This is a genomic window from Cupriavidus malaysiensis (assembly GCF_001854325.1).
In the GTDB taxonomy this organism is placed as follows: Bacteria; Pseudomonadota; Gammaproteobacteria; order Burkholderiales; family Burkholderiaceae; genus Cupriavidus; species Cupriavidus malaysiensis.
Genome location: NZ_CP017754.1, coordinates 3,873,270 through 3,897,116, shown reverse-complemented (window position 1 = coordinate 3,897,116; position 23,847 = coordinate 3,873,270). Strand labels below are relative to the sequence as shown.

23 protein-coding genes are annotated in these 23,847 nt (G+C 66.6%); 17 read left to right on the top strand and 6 right to left on the bottom strand.

What is annotated here, in order from left to right:
* Positions 1–8: 8 nt before the first annotated feature.
* From BKK80_RS17620 to nadC, 5 genes are all read left to right on the top strand, one after another.
* Positions 9–596, top strand: coding sequence for a phospholipase D family nuclease (locus BKK80_RS17620; RefSeq protein WP_071016563.1), 588 nt, complete (start codon positions 9–11; stop codon positions 594–596).
* 41 nt (positions 597–637) lie between these two features.
* Positions 638–2,044, top strand: a complete 1,407-nt coding sequence (locus BKK80_RS17615) for a mechanosensitive ion channel family protein (protein WP_071070347.1) — start codon at positions 638–640, stop codon at positions 2,042–2,044.
* A gap of 362 nt (positions 2,045–2,406) precedes the next feature.
* A complete protein-coding gene (locus BKK80_RS17610) occupies positions 2,407–3,597 on the top strand; it encodes a DesA family fatty acid desaturase (protein ID WP_071015170.1) in 1,191 nt (396 codons plus the stop codon).
* Between the two features lie 184 nt (positions 3,598–3,781).
* Positions 3,782–4,936 (top strand): quinolinate synthase NadA, encoded by a 1,155-nt coding sequence (gene nadA / locus BKK80_RS17605; protein WP_071015167.1) that lies wholly within the window; start codon positions 3,782–3,784, stop codon positions 4,934–4,936.
* Positions 4,933–5,805, top strand: a complete 873-nt coding sequence (nadC, locus tag BKK80_RS17600) for a carboxylating nicotinate-nucleotide diphosphorylase (protein ID WP_071015164.1) — start codon at positions 4,933–4,935, stop codon at positions 5,803–5,805. Before nadA ends, nadC begins: the two co-directional genes overlap by 4 nt.
* A 49-nt stretch (positions 5,806–5,854) precedes the next feature.
* Here the strand turns inward: nadC and nadB are convergent, their stop codons facing one another.
* The 4 genes from nadB to radC all read right to left on the bottom strand — a co-directional run bounded on the left by nadB (position 5,855) and on the right by radC (position 8,944).
* Entirely contained in the window at positions 5,855–7,444 is a 1,590-nt protein-coding gene (gene nadB, locus BKK80_RS17595) for an L-aspartate oxidase (RefSeq protein WP_071037933.1), read from the bottom strand.
* Between the two features lie 155 nt (positions 7,445–7,599).
* Entirely contained in the window at positions 7,600–7,770 is a 171-nt protein-coding gene (gene rpmG, locus BKK80_RS17590; RefSeq protein WP_010814980.1) for a 50S ribosomal protein L33, read from the bottom strand.
* Positions 7,771–7,782: 12 nt separating this feature from the next.
* Positions 7,783–8,016: a 50S ribosomal protein L28 gene (gene rpmB / locus BKK80_RS17585; protein WP_006575661.1), complete on the bottom strand. Its 234-nt coding sequence runs from the start codon at positions 8,014–8,016 to the stop codon at positions 7,783–7,785.
* Between the two features lie 253 nt (positions 8,017–8,269).
* Positions 8,270–8,944: a RadC family protein gene (gene radC, locus BKK80_RS17580; RefSeq protein ID WP_071015160.1), complete on the bottom strand. Its 675-nt coding sequence runs from the start codon at positions 8,942–8,944 to the stop codon at positions 8,270–8,272.
* A gap of 138 nt (positions 8,945–9,082) precedes the next feature.
* Between radC and BKK80_RS17575 the strand changes: the two genes are divergently transcribed.
* The 7 genes from BKK80_RS17575 to BKK80_RS17545 all read left to right on the top strand — a co-directional run bounded on the left by BKK80_RS17575 (position 9,083) and on the right by BKK80_RS17545 (position 16,418).
* Positions 9,083–9,574, top strand: coding sequence for an FKBP-type peptidyl-prolyl cis-trans isomerase (locus BKK80_RS17575; protein WP_071015154.1), 492 nt, complete (start codon positions 9,083–9,085; stop codon positions 9,572–9,574).
* A 72-nt stretch (positions 9,575–9,646) separates the two neighbouring features.
* A complete protein-coding gene (gene ispH, locus BKK80_RS17570) occupies positions 9,647–10,606 on the top strand; it encodes a 4-hydroxy-3-methylbut-2-enyl diphosphate reductase (RefSeq protein WP_071015152.1) in 960 nt (319 codons plus the stop codon).
* Between the two features lie 767 nt (positions 10,607–11,373).
* Positions 11,374–12,570 (top strand): branched-chain amino acid ABC transporter substrate-binding protein, encoded by a 1,197-nt coding sequence (locus BKK80_RS17565; protein ID WP_071015149.1) that lies wholly within the window; start codon positions 11,374–11,376, stop codon positions 12,568–12,570.
* A gap of 215 nt (positions 12,571–12,785) precedes the next feature.
* Positions 12,786–13,721 carry a branched-chain amino acid ABC transporter permease gene (locus BKK80_RS17560; protein ID WP_071015147.1) on the top strand — a complete coding sequence of 312 codons (936 nt, stop codon included), beginning with the start codon at positions 12,786–12,788 and terminating at the stop codon, positions 13,719–13,721.
* A 13-nt stretch (positions 13,722–13,734) separates the two neighbouring features.
* On the top strand, positions 13,735–14,895 hold the full coding sequence (locus tag BKK80_RS17555; protein WP_071015144.1) for an ABC transporter permease subunit: 1,161 nt from the start codon (positions 13,735–13,737) through the stop codon (positions 14,893–14,895).
* A gap of 13 nt (positions 14,896–14,908) precedes the next feature.
* Positions 14,909–15,685, top strand: a complete 777-nt coding sequence (locus tag BKK80_RS17550; protein ID WP_071015143.1) for an ABC transporter ATP-binding protein — start codon at positions 14,909–14,911, stop codon at positions 15,683–15,685.
* Positions 15,686–15,701: 16 nt separating this feature from the next.
* On the top strand, positions 15,702–16,418 hold the full coding sequence (locus BKK80_RS17545) for an ABC transporter ATP-binding protein (RefSeq protein WP_071015140.1): 717 nt from the start codon (positions 15,702–15,704) through the stop codon (positions 16,416–16,418).
* Positions 16,419–16,520: 102 nt separating this feature from the next.
* On the opposite strand, the gene BKK80_RS17540 is transcribed toward BKK80_RS17545, so the two are convergent.
* Both BKK80_RS17540 and BKK80_RS17535 read right to left on the bottom strand, forming a co-directional pair.
* Positions 16,521–17,711, bottom strand: a complete 1,191-nt coding sequence (locus BKK80_RS17540; RefSeq protein ID WP_071015138.1) for an acetylornithine transaminase — start codon at positions 17,709–17,711, stop codon at positions 16,521–16,523.
* A gap of 303 nt (positions 17,712–18,014) precedes the next feature.
* Positions 18,015–19,079, bottom strand: coding sequence for a CDP-6-deoxy-delta-3,4-glucoseen reductase (locus BKK80_RS17535; protein WP_071015135.1), 1,065 nt, complete (start codon positions 19,077–19,079; stop codon positions 18,015–18,017).
* A 9-nt stretch (positions 19,080–19,088) separates the two neighbouring features.
* On the opposite strand from BKK80_RS17535, the gene BKK80_RS17530 reads away from it, so the two are divergent.
* The 5 genes from BKK80_RS17530 (at position 19,089) to hutC (ending at position 23,828) form a co-directional block, all read left to right on the top strand.
* Positions 19,089–20,075 (top strand): NAD-dependent epimerase/dehydratase family protein, encoded by a 987-nt coding sequence (locus BKK80_RS17530; protein WP_071070345.1) that lies wholly within the window; start codon positions 19,089–19,091, stop codon positions 20,073–20,075.
* A 342-nt stretch (positions 20,076–20,417) separates the two neighbouring features.
* Complete coding sequence (locus tag BKK80_RS17525; protein ID WP_071015130.1) at positions 20,418–21,374, top strand: ABC transporter substrate-binding protein; 957 nt, start codon at positions 20,418–20,420, stop codon at positions 21,372–21,374.
* A 15-nt stretch (positions 21,375–21,389) separates the two neighbouring features.
* On the top strand, positions 21,390–22,262 hold the full coding sequence (locus BKK80_RS17520) for an ABC transporter permease (RefSeq protein ID WP_071015127.1): 873 nt from the start codon (positions 21,390–21,392) through the stop codon (positions 22,260–22,262).
* Positions 22,259–23,047, top strand: coding sequence for an ABC transporter ATP-binding protein (locus BKK80_RS17515; RefSeq protein WP_071015125.1), 789 nt, complete (start codon positions 22,259–22,261; stop codon positions 23,045–23,047). The genes BKK80_RS17520 and BKK80_RS17515 overlap by 4 nt, the downstream gene beginning before the upstream one ends.
* Positions 23,048–23,051: 4 nt before the next feature.
* The gene (gene hutC, locus BKK80_RS17510; protein ID WP_071015122.1) at positions 23,052–23,828 is read left to right on the top strand and encodes a histidine utilization repressor; all 777 of its coding nucleotides are present in this window, start codon (positions 23,052–23,054) and stop codon (positions 23,826–23,828) included.
* The last annotated feature ends 19 nt before the right edge of the window (positions 23,829–23,847 follow it).

Sequence of the window (23,847 nt, the reverse complement as noted above, 5' to 3'; positions counted from 1 at the left end):
GAAAGCGCATCCGTGCGGCGGGCCTGCCGGCACTGCTGGGCGCGGGCTGGCTGCTGCTGGCGGCCGCCGCCCTGCCGGCCGTGGCCGCGCCGCCGGAGTTGCCGGCGCGAGGCACCGTGCAGGCGGCTTTCACGCCGGGCGACGATGTCGAAGGCCTGATCGCCGCTGCCATCGGCGAGGCCCGCCGGCAGGTGCTGGTGCAGGCCTACCTGCTGTCCAACCGCGCCATCGTGCGTGCCCTGGTGGCGGCGCACGGGCGCGGCGTCGATGTCCGTGTGCTGGCCGACCGTGAGCAGATGATGCGCCAGGGCGGCAGCCGCGTGCCGGAGCTGGCGCGCGCCGGCATCCCGGTGCGGCTGGAGGTGCGTTTCGCCAACGCGCACAACAAGGTCGTGGTGATCGACGCCGACGGCGATGAGCCCGTGCTGGTCACGGGCAGTTTCAATTTCACGCAGGGCGCCCAGCGCAAGAACGCCGAGAACGTGCTTGTGTTGCGCGGCCATGCCGAACTCGCGCGCCTGTACGCGCGCAACTGGCAGCGGCACGCCGACGAGGCGCTGCCCTACGGAGCATCGGTGGACGGCGGCGCGCGCTGATCCTGATCCCTGTCCCGGCTTACGTCCGCAAGGACTCCTCCATGAACAGCAATACCCTGACCGACCTGAAGGTGACCGACCTGAAGGCCACGCATTCGATGTTCGGCAAGATGCTGGACGACCTGATCCGCGATGCGGGCGGCCCGGGCTTCATCTGGCAACTGGCGGTACTCGCCGCCTGCCTGGGCGTCGCCTGGATGCTGGCGCGCCTTGTGGTGCGCCGCCTGGAGCGGCACTACCAGGAGTCCAGCTTTGCGCTGCGCTTCGCCGCCGCCAGCCTCGAACGCGCCATCTTCCCCTTGTGCGGCTGGCTGCTGGTTCTGGCAGCGCGCTTCAGCCTGGCCCAGTTGATGTCGGTCAGCGTGCTGCGGCTCGCGCTGGTGCCGCTGTTCGGCATCACCTTCCTCTATATCGCCTTCTATATCCTGCGCCGGGTGCTGTCCGGGGAGGGACAGCTGCACGGGCTGCTGATGCTGGTCGAGAAGGTGCTGACTACGCTGGTGTGGGCGTCCATGCTGCTCTACGTGCTGGGCGTGCTGTGGGATGTGGTCGGCTGGATGGAGACGGTGCGTTTCTCGGTGGGCGGCAAGCAGCAGGTCAACCTCGCCGACACCCTGATGGCGGTGGTCTGGATCCTGCTGACGGTGCTGATCGCGATGTGGTTCGGCTCCTGGCTGGAAGAACGGCTGATGCGCTCGCGCGGATTGGACAGCAACCTGAAGATGGTGCTCAGCCGCATTTCCAAGGCCCTGCTGCTGCTGGTTTCCCTGCTGCTGAGCCTGTCGCTGGTCGGTATCGACCTGACCGTGCTGTCGGTGTTCGGCGGCGCGCTGGGCGTGGGCCTGGGCCTGGGCCTGCAGAAGATCGCCAGCAACTACATCTCGGGCTTCATCATCCTGCTGGACCATTCGGTCAAGCTGGGCGACCAGATCACGGTCGACAAGTACACCGGCATCGTGTCGCAGATCCGCACCCGCTACACGGTGGTCCGCAACGGCGATGGCGAGACCCTGGTGCCGAACGAGCAGCTGGTGGCGCAGGCGGTGCAGAACCACTCCTTCTCCAATACCAATGTGCGCGTGGCCACGCGCGTGCAGGCCGACTACGACAGCGATCCCGAGACCGTGCTGGCACTGCTGGCCGACTGCGTGCGGGGCATTCCGCGCCTGCTCGAAACCCCCGCGCCGAGCGCCTTCCTGGTGCAGTTTGCCGACAGCGGCATCGAGTACGAGGTGGCCGGCTACATCGCCGACCCGCAGAACGGCAAGCTCGGTGTGCAGTCGGCGATGAACCGCGCCATCTGGCGCACGCTGCGCGAACACGGGATCTCCATTCCTTATCCGCAGCGCGAGCTGCGCGTGCTCGGCGCGCAGGCGCCGGGCCTGGCGACCGACCCGGCCGTGCCAGCGCAGGTGCCGCATCGGGCAGATGGCAATGGATTGATGTGATATAAGAGGCGCTTATAGAACGAAATCCGTTGCGCTTCGTCAAACTCGGGAAAAAGCGGATGTCCGGCACCGCGCGATCCGGTAAAATAGCCGGTCGTCGTGGTTTGCCCAGGCATCCCGACCCCCACATGAGACAGCCGCCGGATTGCAGCGGCTCGCGCCCCGTCTCGCCAGCCCCGGTTCCTTGCCGGGAGCGGCGCCGGGCGGCGCAGCAGGGGACTCCGCCGTGTCAGGCCGGACCCGTGGCTGACGCTGCCGGATATATAGCGCAATCACCGTATTTGCAGTCCTTTTTCTGCTTCGCGCATGCGCTGCGTCACCGCGTCGCATGGCTGTACCCTGTTTAATCGATGGAGAACGGTTTGTTCGACTCTATTCTTGACTGGGCCGCCAACGGCCTTGCCAACTGGTCCTGGTGGGAGATCGTGATCTACACGCTGGTGGTGACCCACATCACCATCTGCGGCGTCACCATCTTCCTGCACCGCTGCATGGCCCACCGCTCGCTGGACCTGCACCCGGTCGCTCAGCATTTCTTCCGTTTCTGGCTCTGGCTGACCACCGGTATGGTGACCAAGGAGTGGACTGCGATCCACCGCAAGCACCACGCCAAGTGCGAGACCGAGGACGATCCGCACAGCCCGCAGACCCGCGGCATCCGCAAGGTGCTGCTGGAAGGTGCCGAACTGTATCGCGCCGAGGCGAAGAACAAGGAGACCATCACCAAGTTCGGCCATGGCACCCCTGATGACTGGATCGAGCGCAATGTCTACTCGCGCTTCGGCTGGCAGGGCGTGGGCCTGATGCTGATCATCGACGTGGCGCTGTTCGGCGTCATCGGCCTGACCGTCTGGGCCGTGCAGATGCTGTGGATCCCGATCCACGCGGCCGGCATCATCAACGGCCTGGGCCACTTCTGGGGATACCGCAACTATGATTGCGAGGACGCGTCGACCAACGTGTCGCCCTGGGGCATCATCATCGGCGGTGAGGAGCTGCACAACAACCACCACACCTACCCGACTTCGGCCAAGTTCTCGATCAAATGGTACGAGTTCGACATCGGCTGGGGCTATATCCGCGCCATGCAGGCAGTGGGTCTGGCCAAGGTGAAGAAGACGCCGCCCAAGGCACGCCTGGTCGAGGCCCGTCCGGTCGACCACAACACGCTGGAGGCGATCATCGCCAACCGCTACGACGTGATGGCCCGCTACGCCAAGGCCGTCAAGGCGGCCTACAAGGACGAGCTGCAGAAGCTGAAGGCCGGCAGCCTGCCTGCCTACCGCGACTTCAAGCCGGCTCGCAAGTGGTTCCACCGCGAGGAGGGCAAGCTGGCTGCCACGCAGCGCGAGCAGCTGGCCGACATCGTCCAGCAGAACAAGTCGCTGCACACCTTCGTGGAAATGCGCCGCGAGCTGGCCGCGATCTGGGGTCGCTCCAACCTGACGCGTGAACAGCTGCTGCAGCAGCTGCAGGCCTGGTGCCACCGCGCCGAGGCCAGCGGCATCCAGGCCCTGCAGGACTTTTCCCTGCGTCTGCGCCGCTACGCCTGATACAATCAGGCCCGCGCCCGAAAGGCTCAAGAAAAGCCCCGCCACCTGGCGGGGCTTTTCTTTTCGCTAGACTGCCCTCACATCCTGCCGACAGGTCGCATGGGCACGCCGCAGGCGGCGGGCGCAGGAGACGCTTCGGGAGGAGAGCCGGAAGCACCGGGAGTAGCCGAGGGAGTAGTACGAAATGACCCCACAGACGATCAAGACCGTCGAGTTCGAGAAGCCGAACGTGGCGGATGCCAACGGCGCCGCCGGCGGCAGTTGCGTGGCCCATGCCTGGGCCAAGGTGCCGCCGGCGCTGAACGCCGCCGAGCGCAGCGAACTCAAGGCGCGGATCCGCGCCTTGCTCAAGGCGCGCGATGCCGTGCTGGTGGCCCACTATTATGTGGACGCCGACCTGCAGGACCTGGCCGAAGAAACCGGCGGCTGCGTGTCCGACTCGCTGGAGATGGCGCGCTTCGGCCGCGATCACCCGGCCAAGACCCTGGTGGTGGCCGGCGTGCGCTTCATGGGCGAGACCGCAAAGATCCTCAGCCCGGAAAAGACCATCCTGATGCCGGACCTGGATGCGACCTGCTCGCTCGATCTCGGTTGTCCGGCCGACGAGTTCAGCGCCTTCTGCGATGCCCATCCGGACCGCACCGTGGTGGTCTATGCCAACACCAGTGCCGCGGTGAAGGCGCGCGCCGACTGGATGGTGACGTCGAGCATCGGCCTCAAGATCGTCGAGCACCTGCACGCCCGCGGCGAGAAGATCCTGTGGGCGCCGGACAAGCACCTGGGCAGCTATATCCAGCAGCAGACCGGCGCCGACATGCTGCTGTGGCAGGGCTCCTGCCTCGTCCACGACGAGTTCAAGGGCATCGAGCTGGATCTGCTGCGCCGCGAGTTTCCCAAGGCCAGGATCCTGGTGCACCCCGAGTCGCCGGCGAACGTGGTGGCCCAGGCCGACGTGGTCGGTTCGACCTCGCAGCTGATCGCGGCCGCGCAGTCGCTGGACGCCACCGAATTCATCGTCGCCACCGACAACGGCATCCTCCACAAGATGCGCATGGCTGCCCCCGGCAAGCACTTCATCGAGGCACCGACTGCAGGCAACAGCGCCACCTGCAAGAGCTGCGCGCACTGCCCGTGGATGGCCATGAACGCGCTGAGCAACCTGGCCGAGGTGCTGGAGACCGGCCGCAACGAGATCCATGTCGACGCGCAGCTCGGGCGCCAGGCCTACACCTGCATCGACCGCATGCTCGGTTTCGCTGCTGCGCAGAAGACCAATGTGCGCCCGTCGGCCGACCTGGCCAAGGAGCAGGCGCTGTTCCAGGGAGTGGGTCCGGCATGAGCACCGCCAGCATCAATCCGATTTTCGACGGCTACGGAGCAGCGCTGGCCGAGGCCTTGCAGGACAATGTGCGCGCCGCGATCGCCGAGGATGTCGGCAGCGGCGACCTGACCGGCATGCTGGTGCCGGCCGGCAAGCCGGCACGAGCGCGCGTCATCGTGCGCGAGCGCGCCGTGCTGTGCGGCCGGCCCTGGTTCGATGCCTGCATGCGCGCGGTCGATCCCGCCCTGGAGGTGCGCTGGCTGCAGGAGGAGGGCGCGCTGATGGAGGCGGATTCCGTGGTGTGCGAGATTACCGGGCCGGCGCGTTCCCTGTTGACGGCCGAGCGGCCATCGCTGAATTTCCTGCAGTTGCTGTCCGGCGTGGCGAGCGCCACGCGGCGCTACGCCGACCTGGTCGCGGGCACGCATGCGCGCGTGCTGGATACCCGCAAGACCTTGCCCGGGCTGCGCCTGGCGCAGAAGTACGCGGTCAAGGTCGGCGGTGGCGAGAACCAGCGCCTGGCGCTGTACGACGGCATCCTGATCAAGGAAAACCACATTGCCGCGGCAGGCGGCATCACTGCCGCCCTGCGCGCCGCCGAGCAGCTCGGCAGCGGCGTGTCGGTGCAGGTCGAAGTAGAGACGCTCGCTGAGCTGGAGGAGGCGCTGGCCGCCGGTGCGCGCTCCATCCTGATCGACAACTTCACCGAGCCGATGATGCGCGACGCCGTGCGCATCAATGCCGGCCGCGCCTTGCTGGAAGTCTCCGGGGGCGTCAATCACGAGACCATCCGCGCGTTCGCACAGACCGGTGTCGACCGCATCTCGGTCGGCGCGCTGACCAAGGACGTGCGCGCCACCGACTACTCCCTGCGCATCATCGAGTAGGTAACGGGCGCCGTGCGGCGCCCGTTGCCCGCCGCCGTGCGGGGTTTTCCTAGCGCTGCCGCGAAGGCGGCTGCATCACGGTCGGCAGCGCCTTGGGCAAGGTGTCGGGATAGTCGCGGCTGAAATGCAAGCCGCGGCTTTCGTGACGCGAGTACGCGCTGTCCACGATCAGCGAGCTGACCTCGACCAGGTTGCGCAATTCCAGCAGGTCGCGCGTGACGCGGAAATTGGCATAGTACTCGCCGATTTCCTCACGCAGCAGGCCGATGCGGTGCTGTGCGCGTTCGAGCCGCTTGCTGGTGCGCACGATCCCGACGTAGTTCCACATCATGCGTCGCAGTTCGTCCCAGTTGTGCGACACCACCACCTCCTCGTCCGCGTCGGAGACGCGGCTTTCATCCCAGGCGGGCAGGGCGACGTCCGGGCGCGTGCTCTTGTCCTGAACAGCGATATGCGCGGCGGCCGCGCGGCCGATCACCATGCACTCCAGCAGGGAATTCGAGGCGAGGCGGTTGGCGCCGTGCAGCCCGGTGCAGGCCGATTCGCCGACGGCGTAGAGGTTGGCGAGGTCGGTGCGCCCGGCGGTATCGGTGACCACGCCGCCGCAGGTATAGTGCGCCGCCGGCACCACCGGGATCGGCTCGCGCGCGATGTCGATGCCCAGTTCCAGGCAGCGTGCGTGGATGGTGGGGAAGTGTTCGCGCAGGAAGGCTTCCGGCTGGTGGCTGATGTCCAGGTGGACGTAGTCCAGGCCGTGCTTCTTCATCTCGAAGTCGATGGCGCGTGCGACCACGTCGCGCGGTGCCAGCTCGGCGCGCGCATCGTGGGCCGGCATGAAGCGGGTGCCATCGGGCAGGCGCAGCAGGCCGCCTTCGCCGCGCACGGCCTCGGAGATCAGGAAGGACTTGGCATAGGGGTGGTACAGGCAGGTCGGGTGGAACTGGATGAATTCCATGTTCGCCACCCGGCAGCCCGCGCGCCACGCCATGGCGATGCCGTCGCCGGTGGCGGTGTCCGGATTGGTGGTGTAGAGGTAGACCTTGCCGGCACCGCCGGTGGCCAGCACGGTGTGGGTCGCCGTGACGGTGCGCACGTGGCCGCTGGCATCGTCCAGTACATAGAGGCCATAGCAGCGCTTGCCCGGCAGGCCCAGCTTGCCGGCCGTGATCAGGTCGATGGCGAAATGGTCCTCGAGGATGGTGATGTTGGGATGCCGGCGCGCCTGCTCGCTCAGCGTGCTCACCACCGCGTGCCCGGTCGCGTCGGCTGCGTGGATGATGCGTCGCCGGCTGTGGCCGCCTTCGCGCGTCAGGTGAAAGCCCAGCTCCGCCTGCTCGTCGCGCGTGAACGGCACGCCGCGATCGATCAGCCACTGGATGGTTTCGCGCCCGTGCTCGACGATGTAGCGGGTCGCCTCCTCATCGCACAGCCCGGCGCCGGCGACCAGCGTGTCCTGGACATGCTCGTCGTGGCTGTCGCCCGAATCGAGCACGGCGGCGATGCCGCCCTGGGCCCAGTCGCTGGCGCCCTGGGTCATGGCGCGTTTGCAGAGAATGACGACCCGATGGGTCTCGGCCAGTTGCAGCGCGACCGTGAGTCCGGCGAGTCCGCTGCCGACGATGGCGACATCGAAGTTCATGATACGGGAAGGGCGCAAGCTGATGCGTGTGCGCAGGGGAGGGGAAAGCCTGAAAGTGTACACCCGCATGCCGGCCGCGGACGCAAAAAAGCCCCGCATAGGCGGGGCTTCTTGCCGGGCATGCCTGGCGGCATGCCGGGGAAGGCCAGGATCGATTACTTGATCTTGGTTTCCTTGTACGCAACGTGCTTGCGGGCGACGGGATCGAACTTCATGATCTCCATCTTTTCCGGCATGGTGCGCTTGTTCTTCGTCGTGGTGTAGAAATGACCGGTACCCGCGGTGGATTCCAGTTTGATCTTGTCGCGTCCGCCTTTGCTGGCCATGGTGTACTCCTATTAGACTTCGCCGCGTGCGCGCAGGTCGGCGAGCACGGAGTCGATGCCTTTCTTGTCGATCAGGCGCAGGCCGGCGTTCGAGACGCGCAGGCTCACCCAGCGGTTTTCCGATTCAACGAAGAAGCGGCGATTCTGCAGATTGGGCAGAAAGCGGCGCTTGGTCTTGTTGTTCGCGTGGGAAACGTTGTTGCCGACCATCGGCGCTTTCCCGGTCACTTGACAGACGCGTGCCATGAAGCACTCCTAAATCTCTATTCGTGGACAATGTCGCAACAGATCAACAGAAGGCGCACGGGCCCGGACTGCAGCGGTTTGGACTTCAGCAAAACGAGTATTGTAAACCGATTTCGAGTGGAAGATCAAGATCTTCTTGACTTCGGCCATGGCAGGTGGTGGGACGAACGCGGCGCATTGTCCTGCGATAGGCGCTCTCTCGGCATTGACTGGCGCCTGCCGTGCTCTCGTCCTGTCTCCGCCCCGCCTTACTTTACATCTGCTGGTGCTCGGCCAGCGAGTAGGCTGTGCTGCTGGTGACGATGAAGTGGTCGAGCACCTGGACGTCGACCAGTGCCAGCGCCCGCGCCAGGCTGCGCGTCATATCCAGGTCGGAGCGGCTCGGCGTGGCAGTGCCGGACGGATGGTTGTGGGCGACGATCACCGCGGCCGCATTATGCATCAGGGCATGCCGGGCCACCTCGCGCGGGTAGACGCTGGTGTGGGTCAGCGTGCCGCGGAACAGCTCCTCGCTGGCCAGCAGCCGGTTGCGCGCGTCGAGGAACAGGCACATGAAGACCTCGTAGGGCAGGTGGGCGATCGACAGGCGCAGGTAGTCGCGCACGGCTTGCGGGGAGGAGAGGTCGGTGGCCAGGCGCAGGTCCTCCGCCAGGGCGCGCCGCGTCAATTCCAGTGCCGCCTGCAGTTGTGCATACTTGGCGCGGCCCATGCCGCGCACGCGCGCCAGCGCCTGCGCGTCGGCGCCGAACAGGCGCGACAGGGAGCCGAAGCCCCGCAGCAACTCGCGCGCGAGGTCCACGGCGGTCTTGCCGGCCACGCCCACGCGCAGGAAGACGGCCAGCAGCTCGGCGTCCGAGAGGCTGGCGGCGCCGTTCAGCAGCAGCTTCTCGCGCGGCCGTTCGTCGGCCGGCCAGTCGGTGATGGGCATCGCTCGGTCTCCGTGGCAGGGGCGGGCGGGCGCCCGCGGGGTTCACCGGGATCCACCCGCTGGCGGTGACTTGGGGCGGCTTGGGGCGGCTTGCTTCGCAGTCGCTTACAATAGCGGTTGTTTACCGGTTGAACACCCATGAATGTGCAAACTTTTGCCTCGGAGGCGGCAGGGGAGCAGGCGCCTGGTCGCAAGACCGTGCAGGCGGACTCCTTCCTGACGCTCCACTACAGCATTTCCCTCGAGAACGGTACGGAGATCGTCAGTACGTTCGAGGACAAGCCCGCCACCCTCCTGCTCGGCCAGGGCCAGATGGCCCCGACGCTGGAGCAGGCACTGCTGGGCATGGCCGAGGGCGACCGCACCACCTACCGGCTGGCGCCGGAGCATGGGTTCGGTCCGCGCAATCCGGAACTGCTGCAGCGGGTCTCGCTGGCGACCCTGCGCGAGAACAGTTCCTTCGAGGAAGACTATGCGCCGGGCGACCTGGTGGAATTCAATGCGCCGGGCGGCGGCAAGTACGCCGGCGTGCTCAAGGAGATCGGCCCGACCTCGGCCCTGTTCGACTTCAACCATCCGCTGGCGGGGCAGACCATCCTGTTCGACGTCCAGCTGATCGGGATCCTTTGATGCTTCGCCGTCCGGCGGCCGGAGCGCGGCATCCGCGCCCTGCGCCGGCGGCTCTCCTCTAAGAACTGCAGCATGTCTGAACTCAACACCGCCAACGACGCCGAGATCCTGCTGGCCCAGCCGCGAGGCTTCTGCGCGGGCGTCGACCGCGCCATCGAGATCGTCGAGCGCGCGCTGCTGCGCTTCGGCGCCCCCATCTACGTGCGCCACGAGATCGTGCACAACGCCTACGTGGTGGCACAACTGCGCGAGAAGGGTGCCATCTTCATCGACGACCTGGCGGAAGTGCCCGAGGGCTCGACGGTGATCTTCAGCGCGCACGGCGTCTCGCGCCAGGTGCGCGACGAGGCCGCCTCACGCGGCCTGACCGTGTTCGATGCAACCTGTCCGCTGGTGACCAAGGTCCACGTCGAGGTTGGCAAGATGCGCGCCGAGGGCTGCGAGATCATCATGATCGGGCACAAGGGCCACCCGGAGGTGGAGGGCACCATGGGCCAGGTCGAAGGCGGCATGCTGCTGGTGGAGTCCGCCGAGGACGTGGCGCGCCTGCAGGTGTCCGACCCGGCCCGCCTCGCCTACGTGACCCAGACCACGCTGTCGGTCGACGAGACCCAGGAGATCGTGGCGGCCCTGAAGGAGCGTTTCCCGCTGGTCAAGGAACCGAAGAAGCAGGACATCTGCTATGCCACGCAGAACCGCCAGGATGCCGTCAAGTTCATGGCGCCCCAGGTGGAGGTGGTGATCGTCGTCGGCAGCCCGAACAGCTCCAACTCCAACCGCCTGCGCGAACTGGCCGCGCGTCTCGGCGTGCCAGCCTACATGGTGGACTCGCCTGACCAGGTGCAGCCCGAATGGGTGGCGGGCAAGCGCCGCATCGGCCTGACCGCGGGCGCGTCGGCGCCCGAGGCGCTGGCCCAGTCCATCGTCGAACGCCTGCGTGCCCTGGGGGCCAGGCAGGTGCGCGCGCTGGAAGGCATCGAGGAGAACATGTCGTTCCCGCTGCCGCGCGGCCTGCAGGCCGATCTCGCCTGAATCTCCACGAATCTTCCGGGCCGGGCATCCGGCCCGGCCGCCGCCTGCTTTAAGCGCACGGCTGCCCGTGCATCGACAGCAGGCGGGGCAGGCGCCGTCAGTCGGACTCCGCGTCCTCCTGCCCCTTGCCGCGTTCCCGCCCACGCCCTTCCCACGCTCCTCGCCTTTCCCCTCCGCCTGGCGCCCGCCACGATGACTGCCGTTGCTGGCCGGCATGTGATGCCTGATTCCCCGGTTCGCCATTCCAGTGCGCTGCGCCGGAATGGTGCATGGCGTGCGCAGCGGCTGCCTGGTAAATGCCGCTGAATGCACCGGATCGCAGCCGGATTATATCCACCTGTCTGTGGGGAAAGACAAATAAGGGTAATCCCCATTTATCGGGTTTTCCCTATTATGGTGCGGGCGGAACATTCTGCACATTAGGAATAGCTTCAGCTATATAGGAATGGAGCACATATTTAATTAAGCTCAATCTGAGTGCTTCTTTCTTTACAAAACCCATGTTTGGAGGCGGTAGGCACGAATCTTGTTAGGTTTGAGGCGGGGGCCCGCCGGTTGAGCGGGAATTGCCCCAATCTGGGCATTGGGGAAATTCCCTAGCTCAATTAACGGGTTATTGAATCAACTTGTTGCGTCGCATATTGCGTCCGCGAAGAAAGGGGATACAATGCGCGCGTTTCAAATTGAAACAAGACAAAAGGCGGTCCAGGGAAAACGTCCGGGAGGCGTTGCTGTTCCCTGCTCTTGTGAATCCTAGGAGATCACTCATGCAAATCACGTTGGCCAAGATTGTGCCGATCGCAGCAGCTGTGGCACTGGTCGCAGGTTGTGGCAAGAAAGAGGAAAAGCCCGCCGAATCGGCCGCCTCGGCACCGGCGGCAGCCGCGCAGGCCGGCGGCGAGACGGTCGTCAAGATCGGTCATGCGGCGCCTCTGACCGGCGGCATCGCACACCTGGGCAAGGACAACGAAAACGGCGCCCGCCTGGCCGTGGAGGAAGTCAACGCGAAGGGCCTGGAGATCGGCGGCAAGAAGATCAAGCTCGAGCTGGTCGGCGAAGACGACGCAGCGGACCCGAAGACCGGCACCGCCGTCGCGCAGAAGCTGGTCGACGAGAAGGTCGTGGCCGTGGTCGGCCACCTGAACTCGGGCGTGTCGATCCCGGCCTCCAAGATCTACAGCGATGCCGGCATCGTGCAGATCTCGCCGTCCTCGACCAACCCCGACTACACCAAGCAGGGCTTCAAGACCACCTTCCGTGTGGTGGCGACCGATGCCCAGCAGGGGCCGGCGCTGGCCAACTACGCGGCCAAGAACCTGCATGCCAAGAGCGTGGCCATCGTCGACGACGCCACCGCCTACGGCAAGGGTCTGGCCGACGAGTTCGAGAAGACCATCAAGGCGGCCGGTGTCAACGTGGTCGCCCGCGAGGCGACCAATGACAAGGCCACGGACTTCAAGGCCATTCTGACCAAGATCAAGGGCAAGAAGCCCGACGTGATCATGTACGGCGGCATGGATGCCACGGGCGGTCCCTTCGCCAAGCAAGCGAAGGAACTGGGCATCGGCGCCAAGATCGTCGGCGGCGATGGCGTCTGTACCGACAAGGTGGCCGAGCTGGCCGGCGACGCGGTCTCCAACATCATCTGCTCGGAGGCCGGCCTGGCGCTGTCCAAGATGGAGCAGGGCGCCGACTTCGAGAAGCGCTACGAAGCGCGCTTCAAGTCGCCGGTGCAGATCTACGCGCCGTTCACCTATGACGCCGTGATGGTCATCGTCGACGCCATGAAGCGCGCCAACTCGACCGATGCGGCGGCCATCCTGGCCGAGATGCCCAAGACCAACTACAAGGGCCTGATCGGTAATATCGCCTTCGACGAGAAGGGCGACATGAAGGAGGGCACCATCACGCTGTACGAGTACAAGGACAAGAAGAAGACTGTGCTCGACGTCGTGAAGATGTAAACCGGGGTTTATCGGCCCGAATGGACGGCACCGTACATACCTTGCGGTGCCGTTTTTTTAGCCTTGCTCCTTGTGGCGCCGCCCTTACCGGGGCGGCGCAGGGCAGGCCGCTTACCAGCTATCGACTTTCCGCTACCCAACCCGTCACGTACCATCGCCCCCGGCATCCACACCATGCCGTGCCGCAAGGCCAGGGGCTGAAGTAGGAGCTTTTCATGGATATCCTTATCCAGCAGATCGTGAACGGCCTCGTGCTCGGCAGCATCTATGCTCTGATCGCGCTCGGCTACACCATGGTCTACGGTATTCTCGGCATCATCAACTTCGCCCACGGCGACGTCCTGATGTTCGGCGCCATGACCGCGCTGTCGGTCATCCTCGGCCTGCAGAAATTCGCCCCCGGCCTGCCCGACTGGCTGATGCTGGTGATCGCCACGCTGGTCGCGATGCCGGTCTGCGCGCTGGTCGCCTACACCATCGAGCGGGTCGCCTACCGGCCGCTGCGCAACGCGCCCAGGCTGGCGCCGCTGATCACTGCGATCGGTGTCTCCATCATCCTGCAGACGCTGGCGATGATGATCTGGTCGCGCAACCCGCTGACCTTCCCGCAACTGCTGCCGTCCGATCCGATCGACATCGGCTCGACCGGTGCCACCATCACCGGCAAGGAGATCGTCATCATCGGCATGGCCCTGATCGTGATGTCGGGCCTGCTGGCGCTGGTCAACCGCACCAAGCTGGGCCGCGCCATGCGCGCCACCGCCGAGAACCAGAAGGTGGCCGGACTGATGGGGGTGAACCCCAACTTCGTGATCTCGGCCACGTTCATGATCGGCGCGACGCTGGCGGCGCTGGCCGGCGTGATGATGGCGACGAACTACGGCAATGCGCACTTCTACATGGGCTTCATTCCCGGCCTGAAGGCCTTCACCGCCGCAGTGCTGGGCGGCATCGGCAACCTGGCGGGCGCCATGGTCGGCGGCATGCTGCTGGGCATGATCGAAGCGCTCGGCGCCGGCTATATCGGCGACCTGACCAACGGCGTGTTCGGGTCGAACTACCAGGACGTGTTCGCCTTCATCGTGCTGATCATCGTGCTGGTGTTCCGTCCGTCCGGCATCATGGGCGAACGTGTCGCCGACCGGGCTTGAGGAGGATTGCATCATGACTACCCAGATCCCCTCGTCCGCCGCGCAGGCAGCCGCGCCGTCGCGAACGCCGGCCAAGACGCTGGCAGCGCTGCTGGCCTTCCTCGCGGTAGCGCTGTTCGCGCCGTTCATCGTGCAGACGCTCGGTGGCAACTATTGGGTCCGCGTGATGGATTTCGCGCTGATCTACATCATGCTGGCGCTGGGCCTGAACATCGTGGTGGGCTTCGCCGGCCTGCTCGACCTCGGCTACATCGCTTTCTACGCGGTGGGTGCCTACCTGATGGCGCTGCTGGGCTCGCCGCACCTCAGCAACCAGTTCGAATGGATCCATCAGCTGTTCCCCAACGGACTGCACCTCAGCGTCTGGCTGGTGCTGCCGCTGGCGGTGCTGGTGGCGGCCACCTTCGGCGTGCTGCTCGGTGCACCGACGCTCAAGCTGCGCGGCGACTACCTCGCCATCGTCACGCTGGGCTTCGGCGAGATCATCCGCATCTTCATGAACAACCTGGACCGCCCGGTCAACATCACCAACGGGCCCAAGGGCATCACCGCGGTCGATCCCGTCCACCTGTTCGGATTCGATTTCTCCAAGGCGCACGAGATCTTCGGGCTCAAGCTCACACCGGTGTTCCTGTACTACTACCTTCTGGTGGCGCTGGTGGTGGTGATCGTCTTCATCTGCCTGCGCCTGCAGAACTCCCGCATCGGTCGTGCCTGGGTGGCCATCCGCGAGGACGAGATCGCGGCCAAGGCGATGGGCATCAACACCCGCAACATCAAGCTGCTCGCCTTCGCCATGGGCGCCTCCTTCGGCGGCGTGTCGGGCGCGGTGTTCGGCTCCTTCCAGGGCTTCGTCTCGCCCGAGTCCTTCGTGCTGTGGGAATCCATCTACGTCCTCGCCATCGTGGTGCTCGGCGGCATGGGCCATATCCCGGGTGTGATCCTCGGCGGCATCCTGCTGGTGGGCTTCCAGGAACTGCTGCGCGCGACGGCAGGGCCGGTGCAGAACATGCTGTTCGGCACCGTGCTGGTCGATGCCGAAGTCTTGCGTCAACTGCTCTTCGGTCTCGCCATGGTGGGTGTGATGCTGTACCGCCCCGCGGGCCTGTGGCCTTCGCCGCGCAAGGAAGACCGCCCCGTGGCGCGTCGTGCCGGCAACGTAGGCCGTTTCTGAACAGGAGGACAAGATGAGCCAAGACAACACCCTCCTGTCCGTGCAGGGGGTCAACAAGCGTTTCGGCGGCCTGCAGGCGCTGTCCGATGTGGGCCTGCAGATCAAGCAGGGCGAGATCTACGGCCTGATCGGCCCGAACGGTGCCGGCAAGACGACCTTCTTCAACGTCATCACCGGCTTGTACACACCCGACTCGGGCGAATTCCGCCTGGGCGGCCAGCCCTACCAGCCCACCGCCGTGCACGAAGTGGCCAAGGCCGGCATCGCCCGCACCTTCCAGAACATCCGCCTGTTCGGTGACATGACGGCCCTGGAGAACGTGATGGTCGGCCGTCACGTGCGCACCAAGGCCGGCCTGTTCGGTGCCATCTTCCGCCCGCCTTCGGTGCGGCGCGAAGAGGAATCGGTCGAGGACATGGCGCACGATCTGCTGGAATACGTCGGCATCTCCAAGTATGCCAACTTCACCTCGCGCAATCTCTCCTACGGCCACCAGCGCCGCCTGGAGATCGCCCGCGCGCTGGCCACCGAGCCCAAGCTGCTGGCGCTGGACGAACCGGCCGCCGGCATGAACGCGACCGAGAAGGTCGAGTTGCGCGGCCTGCTCGACAAGATCCGCAGCGACGGCAAGACCATCCTGCTGATCGAGCACGACGTGAAGCTGGTGATGGGCCTGTGCAACCGCCTGACCGTGCTGGACTACGGCAAGGTCATCGCGCAAGGGTTGCCGCAGGAGGTGCAGAGCAATCCTGCCGTGATCGAGGCCTACCTCGGCGCGTCGGCGCATTGAGGGCGGGAGACGGCAAATGAAACAGACAATGCTGAAGATTTCGGGCCTGAAGGTCGCCTACGGCGGCATCCAGGCGGTCAAGGGCGTCGACCTGGAGATCGCCGACGGCGAACTGGTCACGCTGATCGGTGCCAACGGCGCCGGCAAGACCACCACGATGAAGGCCATCACCGGCATGCAGGGCTGGGCCGGCGGCGACGTCGAGTACATGGGCAAGTCCATCAAGGGCGTGCCCAGCTACCAGCTGCTCAAGCAGGGGCTGGCCATGGTGCCGGAAGGGCGCGGAGTGTTCGCGCGCATGACCATCACCGAGAACCTGCAGATGGGGGCCTACACGCGCAACGACGACGCCGGCATCAAGGCCGACATCGAGCGCATGTTCGGCATTTTCCCGCGCCTGAAGGAGCGCGCCAACCAGCTCGCGGGCACCATGTCGGGTGGCGAGCAGCAGATGCTGGCGATGGCGCGCGCGCTGATGAGCCAGCCCAAGCTGCTGCTGCTGGACGAGCCTTCGATGGGCCTGTCGCCCATCATGGTCGAGAAGATCTTCGAGGTGGTGCGCGACATCTCCGGCCAGGGCGTGACGGTGCTGCTGGTCGAGCAGAACGCGCGCCTGGCGCTGCAGGCGGCGCACCGCGGCTATGTGATGGAGTCGGGGCTGATCACCATGAGCGGCGACGCCAAGCAGATGCTGGACGACCCGAAGGTACGGGCGGCGTATCTGGGAGAGTGAGGGCGGGCGGTTTTCCGCCCGCCGCAGGCCTGCTCCCTGTCCCGCTTGCGGGAGAGGGAGCCAAGACCTTGTGCTTGACGCTCGGTTTTGGCGTGGCGCGCTTCAGGCCAGCTTCTTCAGCAGGCCGCGCAGCATGCCGATCATCAGGTCGATCTCTTCGCGTTCGACGTTCAGGGCCGGCATGAAGCGCAGCAGGTTGGGGCGCGGCGCGTTCAGCAGCAGGCCCTGCGGCTGCAGTTCGCGTGCTTCCTCCACCAGTTGCGGGCCGATGTCGCGGTTCAGCACCAGCGCGCGCAGCAGGCCTTCGCCGCGCTCGCCGCCGAGGCCGAACTCGCCGGACAGGGCCAGCAGCTGTTCGCGCAGGTAGGCGCCCTTGTCCTGCACGCTCTGCAGGAAGCCCGGCGCGGTCAGCTGCTCGATCACCGAGCAGCCCACCGCGGTCATCAGCGGATTGCCGTTGTAGGTGCCGCCCTGGTCGCCGGCTTCGAAGCTGGCCACGGCCGCCGTGCACATCAGGGCCGACAGCGGCACACCGCCGCCGATGCCCTTGCCCAGCGTCATGATGTCCGGCTGCACGCCGGACAGTTCGTGCGCGAACAGCGTGCCGCAGCGGCCGCAGCCGGTCTGCACTTCGTCGACGATGAACAGCAGCTTGTGCTTGTCGGCGAGCGCGCGCAGGCCTTGCATGAACTCGCGCGTGGCGGGGATCACGCCGCCCTCGCCCTGCACCGGCTCGAGCATGATACCCACGGTCTTGTCGTTGATCAGCGCCTCGACCGACGCCAGGTCATTCAGCTCGGCCTTTGGGAAGCCCGGCACCTGCGGCGCGAAGATGGTGTCCCAGCCTGCCTTGCCCGACGCGCTCATGGTGGCGAGCGTGCGGCCGTGGAAGCTGTGGTCCATGGTGATGATCTCGTAGGCGCCGTCCTTGTGCTTGCGGCCCCACTTGCGCGCCAGCTTGATCGCACCTTCGTTGGCCTCGGCGCCGCTGTTGGCGAAGAAGACCTTGTCGAAGCCACTGTGGTCGGTCAGCAGCTTGGCCAGCGCGATCATCGGCTCGTTGTAGAAGGCCGGGCTCGGGTTGATGATCTTGTGCGCCTGCTTGGTCAGTGCCTCGATCATGCCGGGGTTCGAGTGGCCCAGGCAGTTGACCGCCCAGCCCTGCACGAAATCCAGATAGCGCTTGCCGTGCTGGTCCGTCAGCCACGAGCCCTTGCCTTCGGTGAAGACCAGTTCGGGCCGGTTGGTGATGTACATCAGGGATTGGACGGGAAACTCATCAGCAAATGCCATGGCGGACTCCAGGGGTCGGCGTGGGTCGGGAGAGGCGGAAAGCCAGCGAAGAAAGCGGAAACAAAAACAAAAAGCCACGGGGGTTGCCCGTGGCTTGTTGACCTGAACAGACGCTGTCGACGGTCAGCCGCGCGGCACCCCGGTGGGGAGCGACGTACGGAAGCTGCGTCGGGTATTGGTTGCGTAGTTCATGGCGGCAAATATAAGGCGCATGCGCCCGGGTGTCAAAGCGAATGTTGGCGGTCCCGGGCATCGCGGCCGTGCTGTTGCGTGAAGGGGACGCCTGCACCTGCGCCGGGGCGCTCAGGCGGCCGGCTTGTCGCCCGCCGGATGCAGGTCCGCTTCCGAGGTGAACGAGTCGGCGAAGAAGGCGTCCTCATGCAGGCGGCACGTCGAGGTGAAGTCGCGGCGGGCGGCGTTGACCATCACCGGCGCGCCGCAGGCGTACACCTCGTGGCCGGACAGGTCCGGGTGGTCAGCCATCACTGCCTGGTGCACGAAGCCCGTGCGGCCCTGCCACTGATCCTCGGCCAGCGCATCGGACACCACCGGCACGTAGCGGAAGTTGGGCAGTTCCCGCGCCCATTTCTCGCACAGCGCGTGCAGATACAGGTCGCGCGGGCGGCGTCCGCCCCAGTACAAGGTCATCGGCCGGGTGATGCCGGTGTAGGCGGCATGCTCGACGATGGCCTTGATCGGCGCGAAGCCGGTGCCGGAGGCCAGCAGGATGATGGGCTTGTCCGACTCCTCGCGCAGGAAGAAGCTGCCGAGCGGGCCTTCGAAGCGCAGGATGTCGCGCTCCTTCATGACCGGCGCACCTTCCTTGGCACCGAACACATAGTCGGTGAACACGCCGCCCGGCATGTGGCGGATGTGCAGTTCGAGCGGGCCTTCCTCGTGCGGCGGGGTGGCGATCGAGTAGCTGCGGCGCTTGCCGTCGCGCAGCAGGAATTCGACATACTGGCCGGCCAGGAACTGCAGGCGCTCGGTGGCCGGCAGTTGCAGCCGGACCACGACCACGTCGTCGGCGGCGCGTTCTAGCCCGACCACGCGGCAGGGCACCTTTTTGATAGGGATGTCGCCGGCGCCGTGTACTTCGCGGCACTCGATGGTGATGTCCGAGCTGGCCGTGGCGCAGCAGAACAGGGCACCGCCTTCGGTCTGTTCCTGCTGCGTCAGCGCGGAAGCGGCGTGATCGCCCTGGACCACGGAGCCGTTCACCACCTGGCCCTTGCAGGAGCCGCAGGCGCCGTTCTTGCAGCCGTAGGGCAGGCCGATGCCCTGGCGCAGGGCCGCGCTCAGGATGGTTTCGTCGGCTGCCGCCTCGAATTGGCGGCCGCTTGGCATGACGGTAACTTGATAAGCCATAATCACTTGATGAGCAAGAATCCTAAGCCTTCGCGCCTGCGGCGCCCGCGCCTGCTGATTGTCGGTTGTGGCGATGTGGGGGGGCGCTGCCTCGCACTGCTGGCGGCGCGCCTGCGCATCTTTGCCGTCACTTCCCAACCCGGGCGTCGCGACGCCTTGCGCGCGGCCGGCGCCGTGCCGCTGGTGGCGGACCTGGACCGGCCGGCAAGCCTGGCGCGCCTGCGCGGACTGGCCGGGCGGGTGCTGCACCTGGCGCCGCCGCCGCCGCAGGGCGAGGACGATCCGCGCACCCGGGCGCTGCTGGGCGTGCTGCGCCGCCGTCCCTGGCGGCGTGCCCGGCATGCCGGCGCCCCCCGCCGGGGCAAGCCCGGTATTCTACCCGAGCGGGCCGGGCACCGGGCGTTTGAACCGGGGCGGGCGGCCCGGCCGGCGCTGGTCTATGCCAGCACCTCGGGCGTCTACGGCGACCTCGGTGGCGCGCGCGTGGATGAGACGCGGCGTCTCAGCCCGACCACGCCGCGGGCACGCCGCCGGGTAGCGGCCGAGCGTGCCGTGCGCCGCTTCGGTGCCGCCGCCGGCTGGCGGGCCGGCATCGTGCGCATTCCCGGCATCTACGCCGCCGAGCGGCTGCCGCTGGCCCGCCTGGCGCGCGGCACGCCCGCGCTGGTGGCGCAGGAAGACGTCTACACCAACCATATCCATGCCGACGACCTTGCCCGCGTGCTGGTGGCTGCCCTGTTCCGCGGCCGGCCCCAGCGTGTCGTCCACGCCAGCGACGATTCCGAGCTGCGCATGGGCGACTACTTCGATCTCGTCGCCGACCGCCGCGGGCTGCCACGCCCGCCGCGCCTGACGCGCCGGCTGCTGGCCGAGCAGGTGGAGCCGAGCCTGCTGAGCTTCATGAGCGAGTCGCGCCGCCTCGACAACACCCGCCTGAAGCGCGAACTGCGCGTGCGCCTGCGTTACCCCACGGTGGCGGATTTCCTCGGCACCTGAGCCTCCCCCGGCGCTGGCCGGGCATGCCTCTTGCTGGGATTGCCGGGTTTGCCATTCCTGTCTATACAACACAGCTGGCGTGGTGCCGGTGCGCTTCGGAGCGGTGCGCGGGTACAGGGCCAGCGCCGGACTGGTGCACGATACGTGCCGCATACAGCATGACTTTCGGCTCATATCGGTTATTTCCCGGAAAAGCACCCGGGAAAGTCCGAAATTGTTTTGTATATACAGGCTTGCTAGATTGCCCGGAAACAGAAGGCGCCGCCGCGACGGCGCCGCCGCGGAGCACGCCGCCCGAAGGGGTGCCGGCGTTGCCCGCACACCAGCCTAGGAGAGCCAACCATGGGAATTCGCAGTCTTCGCCGTGCCGCCTGCGCGGCCTTCGTCCTGTCCGCGGCCGCTGGCGCCGCCCACGCCCAGAACACTCCGGTGACGCTGGGCATGAGCGGCTGGACCGGCTTTGCACCGCTGACGCTGGCCGAGCGCGCCGGCATCTTCAAGAAGCACGGCGTGGATGTGGAGATCAAGATGATCCCGCAGAAGGACCGCCACCTGGCGCTGGCCTCGGGAGCCATCCAGTGCGCCGCCACCACGGTGGAGACGCATGTGGCGTGGAATGCCAACGGCGTGCCGATCACGCAGATCGTCCAGCTCGACAAGTCTTATGGTGCCGACGGCCTGGCGGTGCGGGCCGACGTCAAGGGCTTCGCCGACCTGAAGGGCAAGACGGTCGGTGTCGATGCACCGGGCACCGCGCCTTACTTCGGCCTGGCCTGGATGCTGCGCAAGAACGGCATGACGCTGAAGGACGTGAAGACCGTCACACTGTCGCCGCAGGCGGCCGCGCAGGCCTTCGTCAGCGGCCAGAACGACGCCGCCATGACCTACGAGCCCTACCTCTCCTCGGTGCGCCAGAATCCCGACAAGGGCAAGATCCTGGCTACCACGCTCGACTACCCGATGGTGACCGACACGCTGGGCTGCGCACCCAAGTGGCTCAAGGACAATCCCAAGGCGGCCCAGGCGCTGGTGGACAGCTATTTCGAGGCGCTGGAGATGATCCGCAAGGAGCCGGAAAAGTCCAACGAGATCATGGGAGCCGCCGTCAAGCAGACCGGTGAGCAGTTTGCCAAGTCGTCCGCCTACCTGCGCTGGCAGGACCGCGAGGCCAACCGCAAGTTCTTCGGCGGCGAGCTGGCCAGTTTCAGCAAGGAGGCGGCCGCGGTACTGCTCGAGATCGGCGTGATCCGCCAGGTGCCGGACGTGACGGCGCTGTATGACGCGCGTTTCCTGCGCTGATCGGATGGTGAGGCCATGACGCAAGCGCATACCGGTTCCTCTCCGGCCCCGGCACCACTGGCCGCCTCGGCCGTGCCCGCGGCGGCGTCCGTGCGGCGCCGCCATCCGTGGCTGGCGCCGCTGGTGCCGGTCTCGCCGCGCACGCGCTGGCTGCTGGGGCTGTCCTTCTTCGTGCTGTTCTTCGCCATCTGGGCGCTGGCGACGCTGGGCGGCTTCGTGCCGCGCACCTTCCTCGCCGACCCCCTGGCGATGGCGCACGAGGGCTGGCTGCTGTTCACGCAGTACGGCTTCCTGGGCGACATCGGCATGACCGTGTGGCGCGTGCTCGGCGGCTTCGCGCTGGCCGCGGTGCTGGCGGTGCCGCTGGGCATCCTGATGGGCGCCTACAAGGCGGCCGAAGCCTTCTTCGAGCCTTTCGTCTCCTTCTGCCGCTACCTGCCGGCCTCGGCCTTCATTCCGCTGCTGATCCTGTGGGCGGGCATCGGCGAGACACAGAAGCTGCTGGTCATCTTCATCGGCTCCTTCTTCCAGATCGTGCTGATGGTGGCGGTGGCGGTGGGCGGGGCCCGCCGCGACCTGGTCGAGGCGGCCTACACGCTCGGCGCCAACAGCCGCGGCATCGTACGCCGGGTGCTGATTCCCGGCGCCGCGCCGGAGATCGCGGAGATCCTGCGCCTGGTGCTGGGCTGGGCCTGGACCTACGTGATCGTGGCCGAACTGATCGGCTCGTCCTCGGGCATCGGCCACATGATCACCGACAGCCAGGCGCTGCTCAATACCGGCCAGATCATCTTCGGCATCATCGTGATCGGCTGCATCGGCCTGGTATCGGACCTGTTCTTCAAGCAGGCCAACCAGCGCCTCTTTCCCTGGAGTGCGATCCAATGAGCGCCTTGTCCATCCAGCAGGTCTCGCGCAGTTTCCCGAGCCCGCGCGGCGCCGGCCACGCGCCGCTGCAGGCGCTGCAGCCGGTCGATTTCGAAGTGCGCGACAACGATTTCGTCACCATCCTCGGGCCTTCGGGCTGCGGCAAGTCGACCCTGCTGCGCATCGTGGCAGGCCTGGACTCGCCTTCCGGCGGGCGCGTGCTGCTCGACGGCCAGCCGGTGGTGGGCCCGGGCGCCGACCGCGGCATGGTGTTCCAGTCCTACACGCTGTTTCCCTGGCTGACCATCGAGCAGAACGTGCGCTTCGGCCTGCGTGAGCGCGGCATGAGCGAGGCCGAGCAGCGCGAGCGTAGCGACTTCTTCATCCAGCGCGTCGGCCTGCGCGGCTTCGAGCAGCACTTCCCCAAGCAGCTCTCGGGCGGCATGCAGCAGCGCACTGCGATTGCGCGGGCGCTGGCCAACGACCCCAAGATCCTGCTGCTCGACGAACCCTTCGGCGCGCTCGACAACCAGACGCGCGTGCTGATGCAGGAACTGCTGCTCGGGATATGGGAGGCCTCGCGCAAGACGGTATTATTCGTCACGCACGATATCGACGAGGCCATCTTCATGGCCAACCGGGTAGCGGTCTTCTCCGCGCGGCCGGGTCGGATCAAGAGCGAGATCGCGGTGGATTTCCCCCATCCGCGCCACTACACCATCAAGACCTCGCCGGAGTTCTCTACCCTGAAGGCCCGGCTAACCGAGGAAATCCGTGCCGAGGCCCTGGCCGCGGCCGAGCATTGAACGTATGAACCAAACCGCCGGCGCCAATGCGCGCCCGTCGCGCGCGCAGCACGAAGCCGCGCCCGCCGCCCGCTACCAGCAGGTCAAGGAATACATCGCGCGCCAGATCCAGAGCGGCGCGTGGCGGCCGGGCGACCGCGTGCCTTCCGAACAGGAACTGGTCAACCAGTTCAATGTGTCGCGCATGACGGCCAACCGCGCGCTGCGCGAACTGGCCGAGCAGGGCAGGGTGGTGCGGGTGGCCGGCGTGGGCACCTTCGTGGCCGAGCACCGGCCGCAGTCGACGCTGCTGTCAGTGGTCAACCTGCAGGACGAGATCCGCATGCGCGGCCACGACTACGCCTGCGACGTGGTGCTGGTCGAACGGGTGGCGGCCTCGATCGAGGTGGCGGCGGCGCTCGAGCTGCACACCGGCGAATCCGTTTTCCACTCGGTCTGCGTGCATCGCGAGGACGGCGTGCCGGTGCAGCTGGAGGACCGCTATGTCAATCCGCGCCTGGCGCCGGCCTTCATCAGCCAGGATTTCAGCCAGACCCAGCCGGGCGAGTACCTGCTGCGGCACGTGCCCTACGATGAAGTGGAGCATGTGGTCGACGCGATTTCGGCCACCCCCGAGCAGGCGGCCCTGCTGGACATGCCGCCGGCCCAGCCCTGCCTGCTGCTGACGCGGCGCACCTGGACCCATGGCACGCCGGTGACCTTCGTGCGCTGCCTGCATCCCGGCAACCGCTACCGCCTGGGCAGCCGTTTCCGCGCCGAGGGCAACCCGGCCTTCGGGTGATGCCCGGCCGGTGTCCCGA

Coding starts and splice junctions, on each gene's coding strand:
- BKK80_RS17515 (WP_071015125.1), top strand. CDS start 22,259: ATGAGCGCCTTGTCCATCCAGCAGGTCTCGCGCAGTTTCCCGAGCCCG.
- hutC (WP_071015122.1), top strand. CDS start 23,052: ATGAACCAAACCGCCGGCGCCAATGCGCGCCCGTCGCGCGCGCAGCAC.
- BKK80_RS17535 (WP_071015135.1), bottom strand. CDS start 19,079: ATGGCTTATCAAGTTACCGTCATGCCAAGCGGCCGCCAATTCGAGGCG.
- nadA (WP_071015167.1), top strand. CDS start 3,782: ATGACCCCACAGACGATCAAGACCGTCGAGTTCGAGAAGCCGAACGTG.
- ispH (WP_071015152.1), top strand. CDS start 9,647: ATGTCTGAACTCAACACCGCCAACGACGCCGAGATCCTGCTGGCCCAG.
- BKK80_RS17520 (WP_071015127.1), top strand. CDS start 21,390: ATGACGCAAGCGCATACCGGTTCCTCTCCGGCCCCGGCACCACTGGCC.
- BKK80_RS17575 (WP_071015154.1), top strand. CDS start 9,083: ATGAATGTGCAAACTTTTGCCTCGGAGGCGGCAGGGGAGCAGGCGCCT.
- BKK80_RS17550 (WP_071015143.1), top strand. CDS start 14,909: ATGAGCCAAGACAACACCCTCCTGTCCGTGCAGGGGGTCAACAAGCGT.
- BKK80_RS17540 (WP_071015138.1), bottom strand. CDS start 17,711: ATGGCATTTGCTGATGAGTTTCCCGTCCAATCCCTGATGTACATCACC.
- BKK80_RS17525 (WP_071015130.1), top strand. CDS start 20,418: ATGGGAATTCGCAGTCTTCGCCGTGCCGCCTGCGCGGCCTTCGTCCTG.
- rpmB (WP_006575661.1), bottom strand. CDS start 8,016: ATGGCACGCGTCTGTCAAGTGACCGGGAAAGCGCCGATGGTCGGCAAC.
- BKK80_RS17565 (WP_071015149.1), top strand. CDS start 11,374: ATGCAAATCACGTTGGCCAAGATTGTGCCGATCGCAGCAGCTGTGGCA.
- BKK80_RS17545 (WP_071015140.1), top strand. CDS start 15,702: ATGAAACAGACAATGCTGAAGATTTCGGGCCTGAAGGTCGCCTACGGC.
- nadB (WP_071037933.1), bottom strand. CDS start 7,444: ATGAACTTCGATGTCGCCATCGTCGGCAGCGGACTCGCCGGACTCACG.
- BKK80_RS17530 (WP_071070345.1), top strand. CDS start 19,089: ATGAGCAAGAATCCTAAGCCTTCGCGCCTGCGGCGCCCGCGCCTGCTG.
- rpmG (WP_010814980.1), bottom strand. CDS start 7,770: ATGGCCAGCAAAGGCGGACGCGACAAGATCAAACTGGAATCCACCGCG.
- nadC (WP_071015164.1), top strand. CDS start 4,933: ATGAGCACCGCCAGCATCAATCCGATTTTCGACGGCTACGGAGCAGCG.
- BKK80_RS17555 (WP_071015144.1), top strand. CDS start 13,735: ATGACTACCCAGATCCCCTCGTCCGCCGCGCAGGCAGCCGCGCCGTCG.
- radC (WP_071015160.1), bottom strand. CDS start 8,944: ATGCCCATCACCGACTGGCCGGCCGACGAACGGCCGCGCGAGAAGCTG.
- BKK80_RS17560 (WP_071015147.1), top strand. CDS start 12,786: ATGGATATCCTTATCCAGCAGATCGTGAACGGCCTCGTGCTCGGCAGC.
- BKK80_RS17615 (WP_071070347.1), top strand. CDS start 638: ATGAACAGCAATACCCTGACCGACCTGAAGGTGACCGACCTGAAGGCC.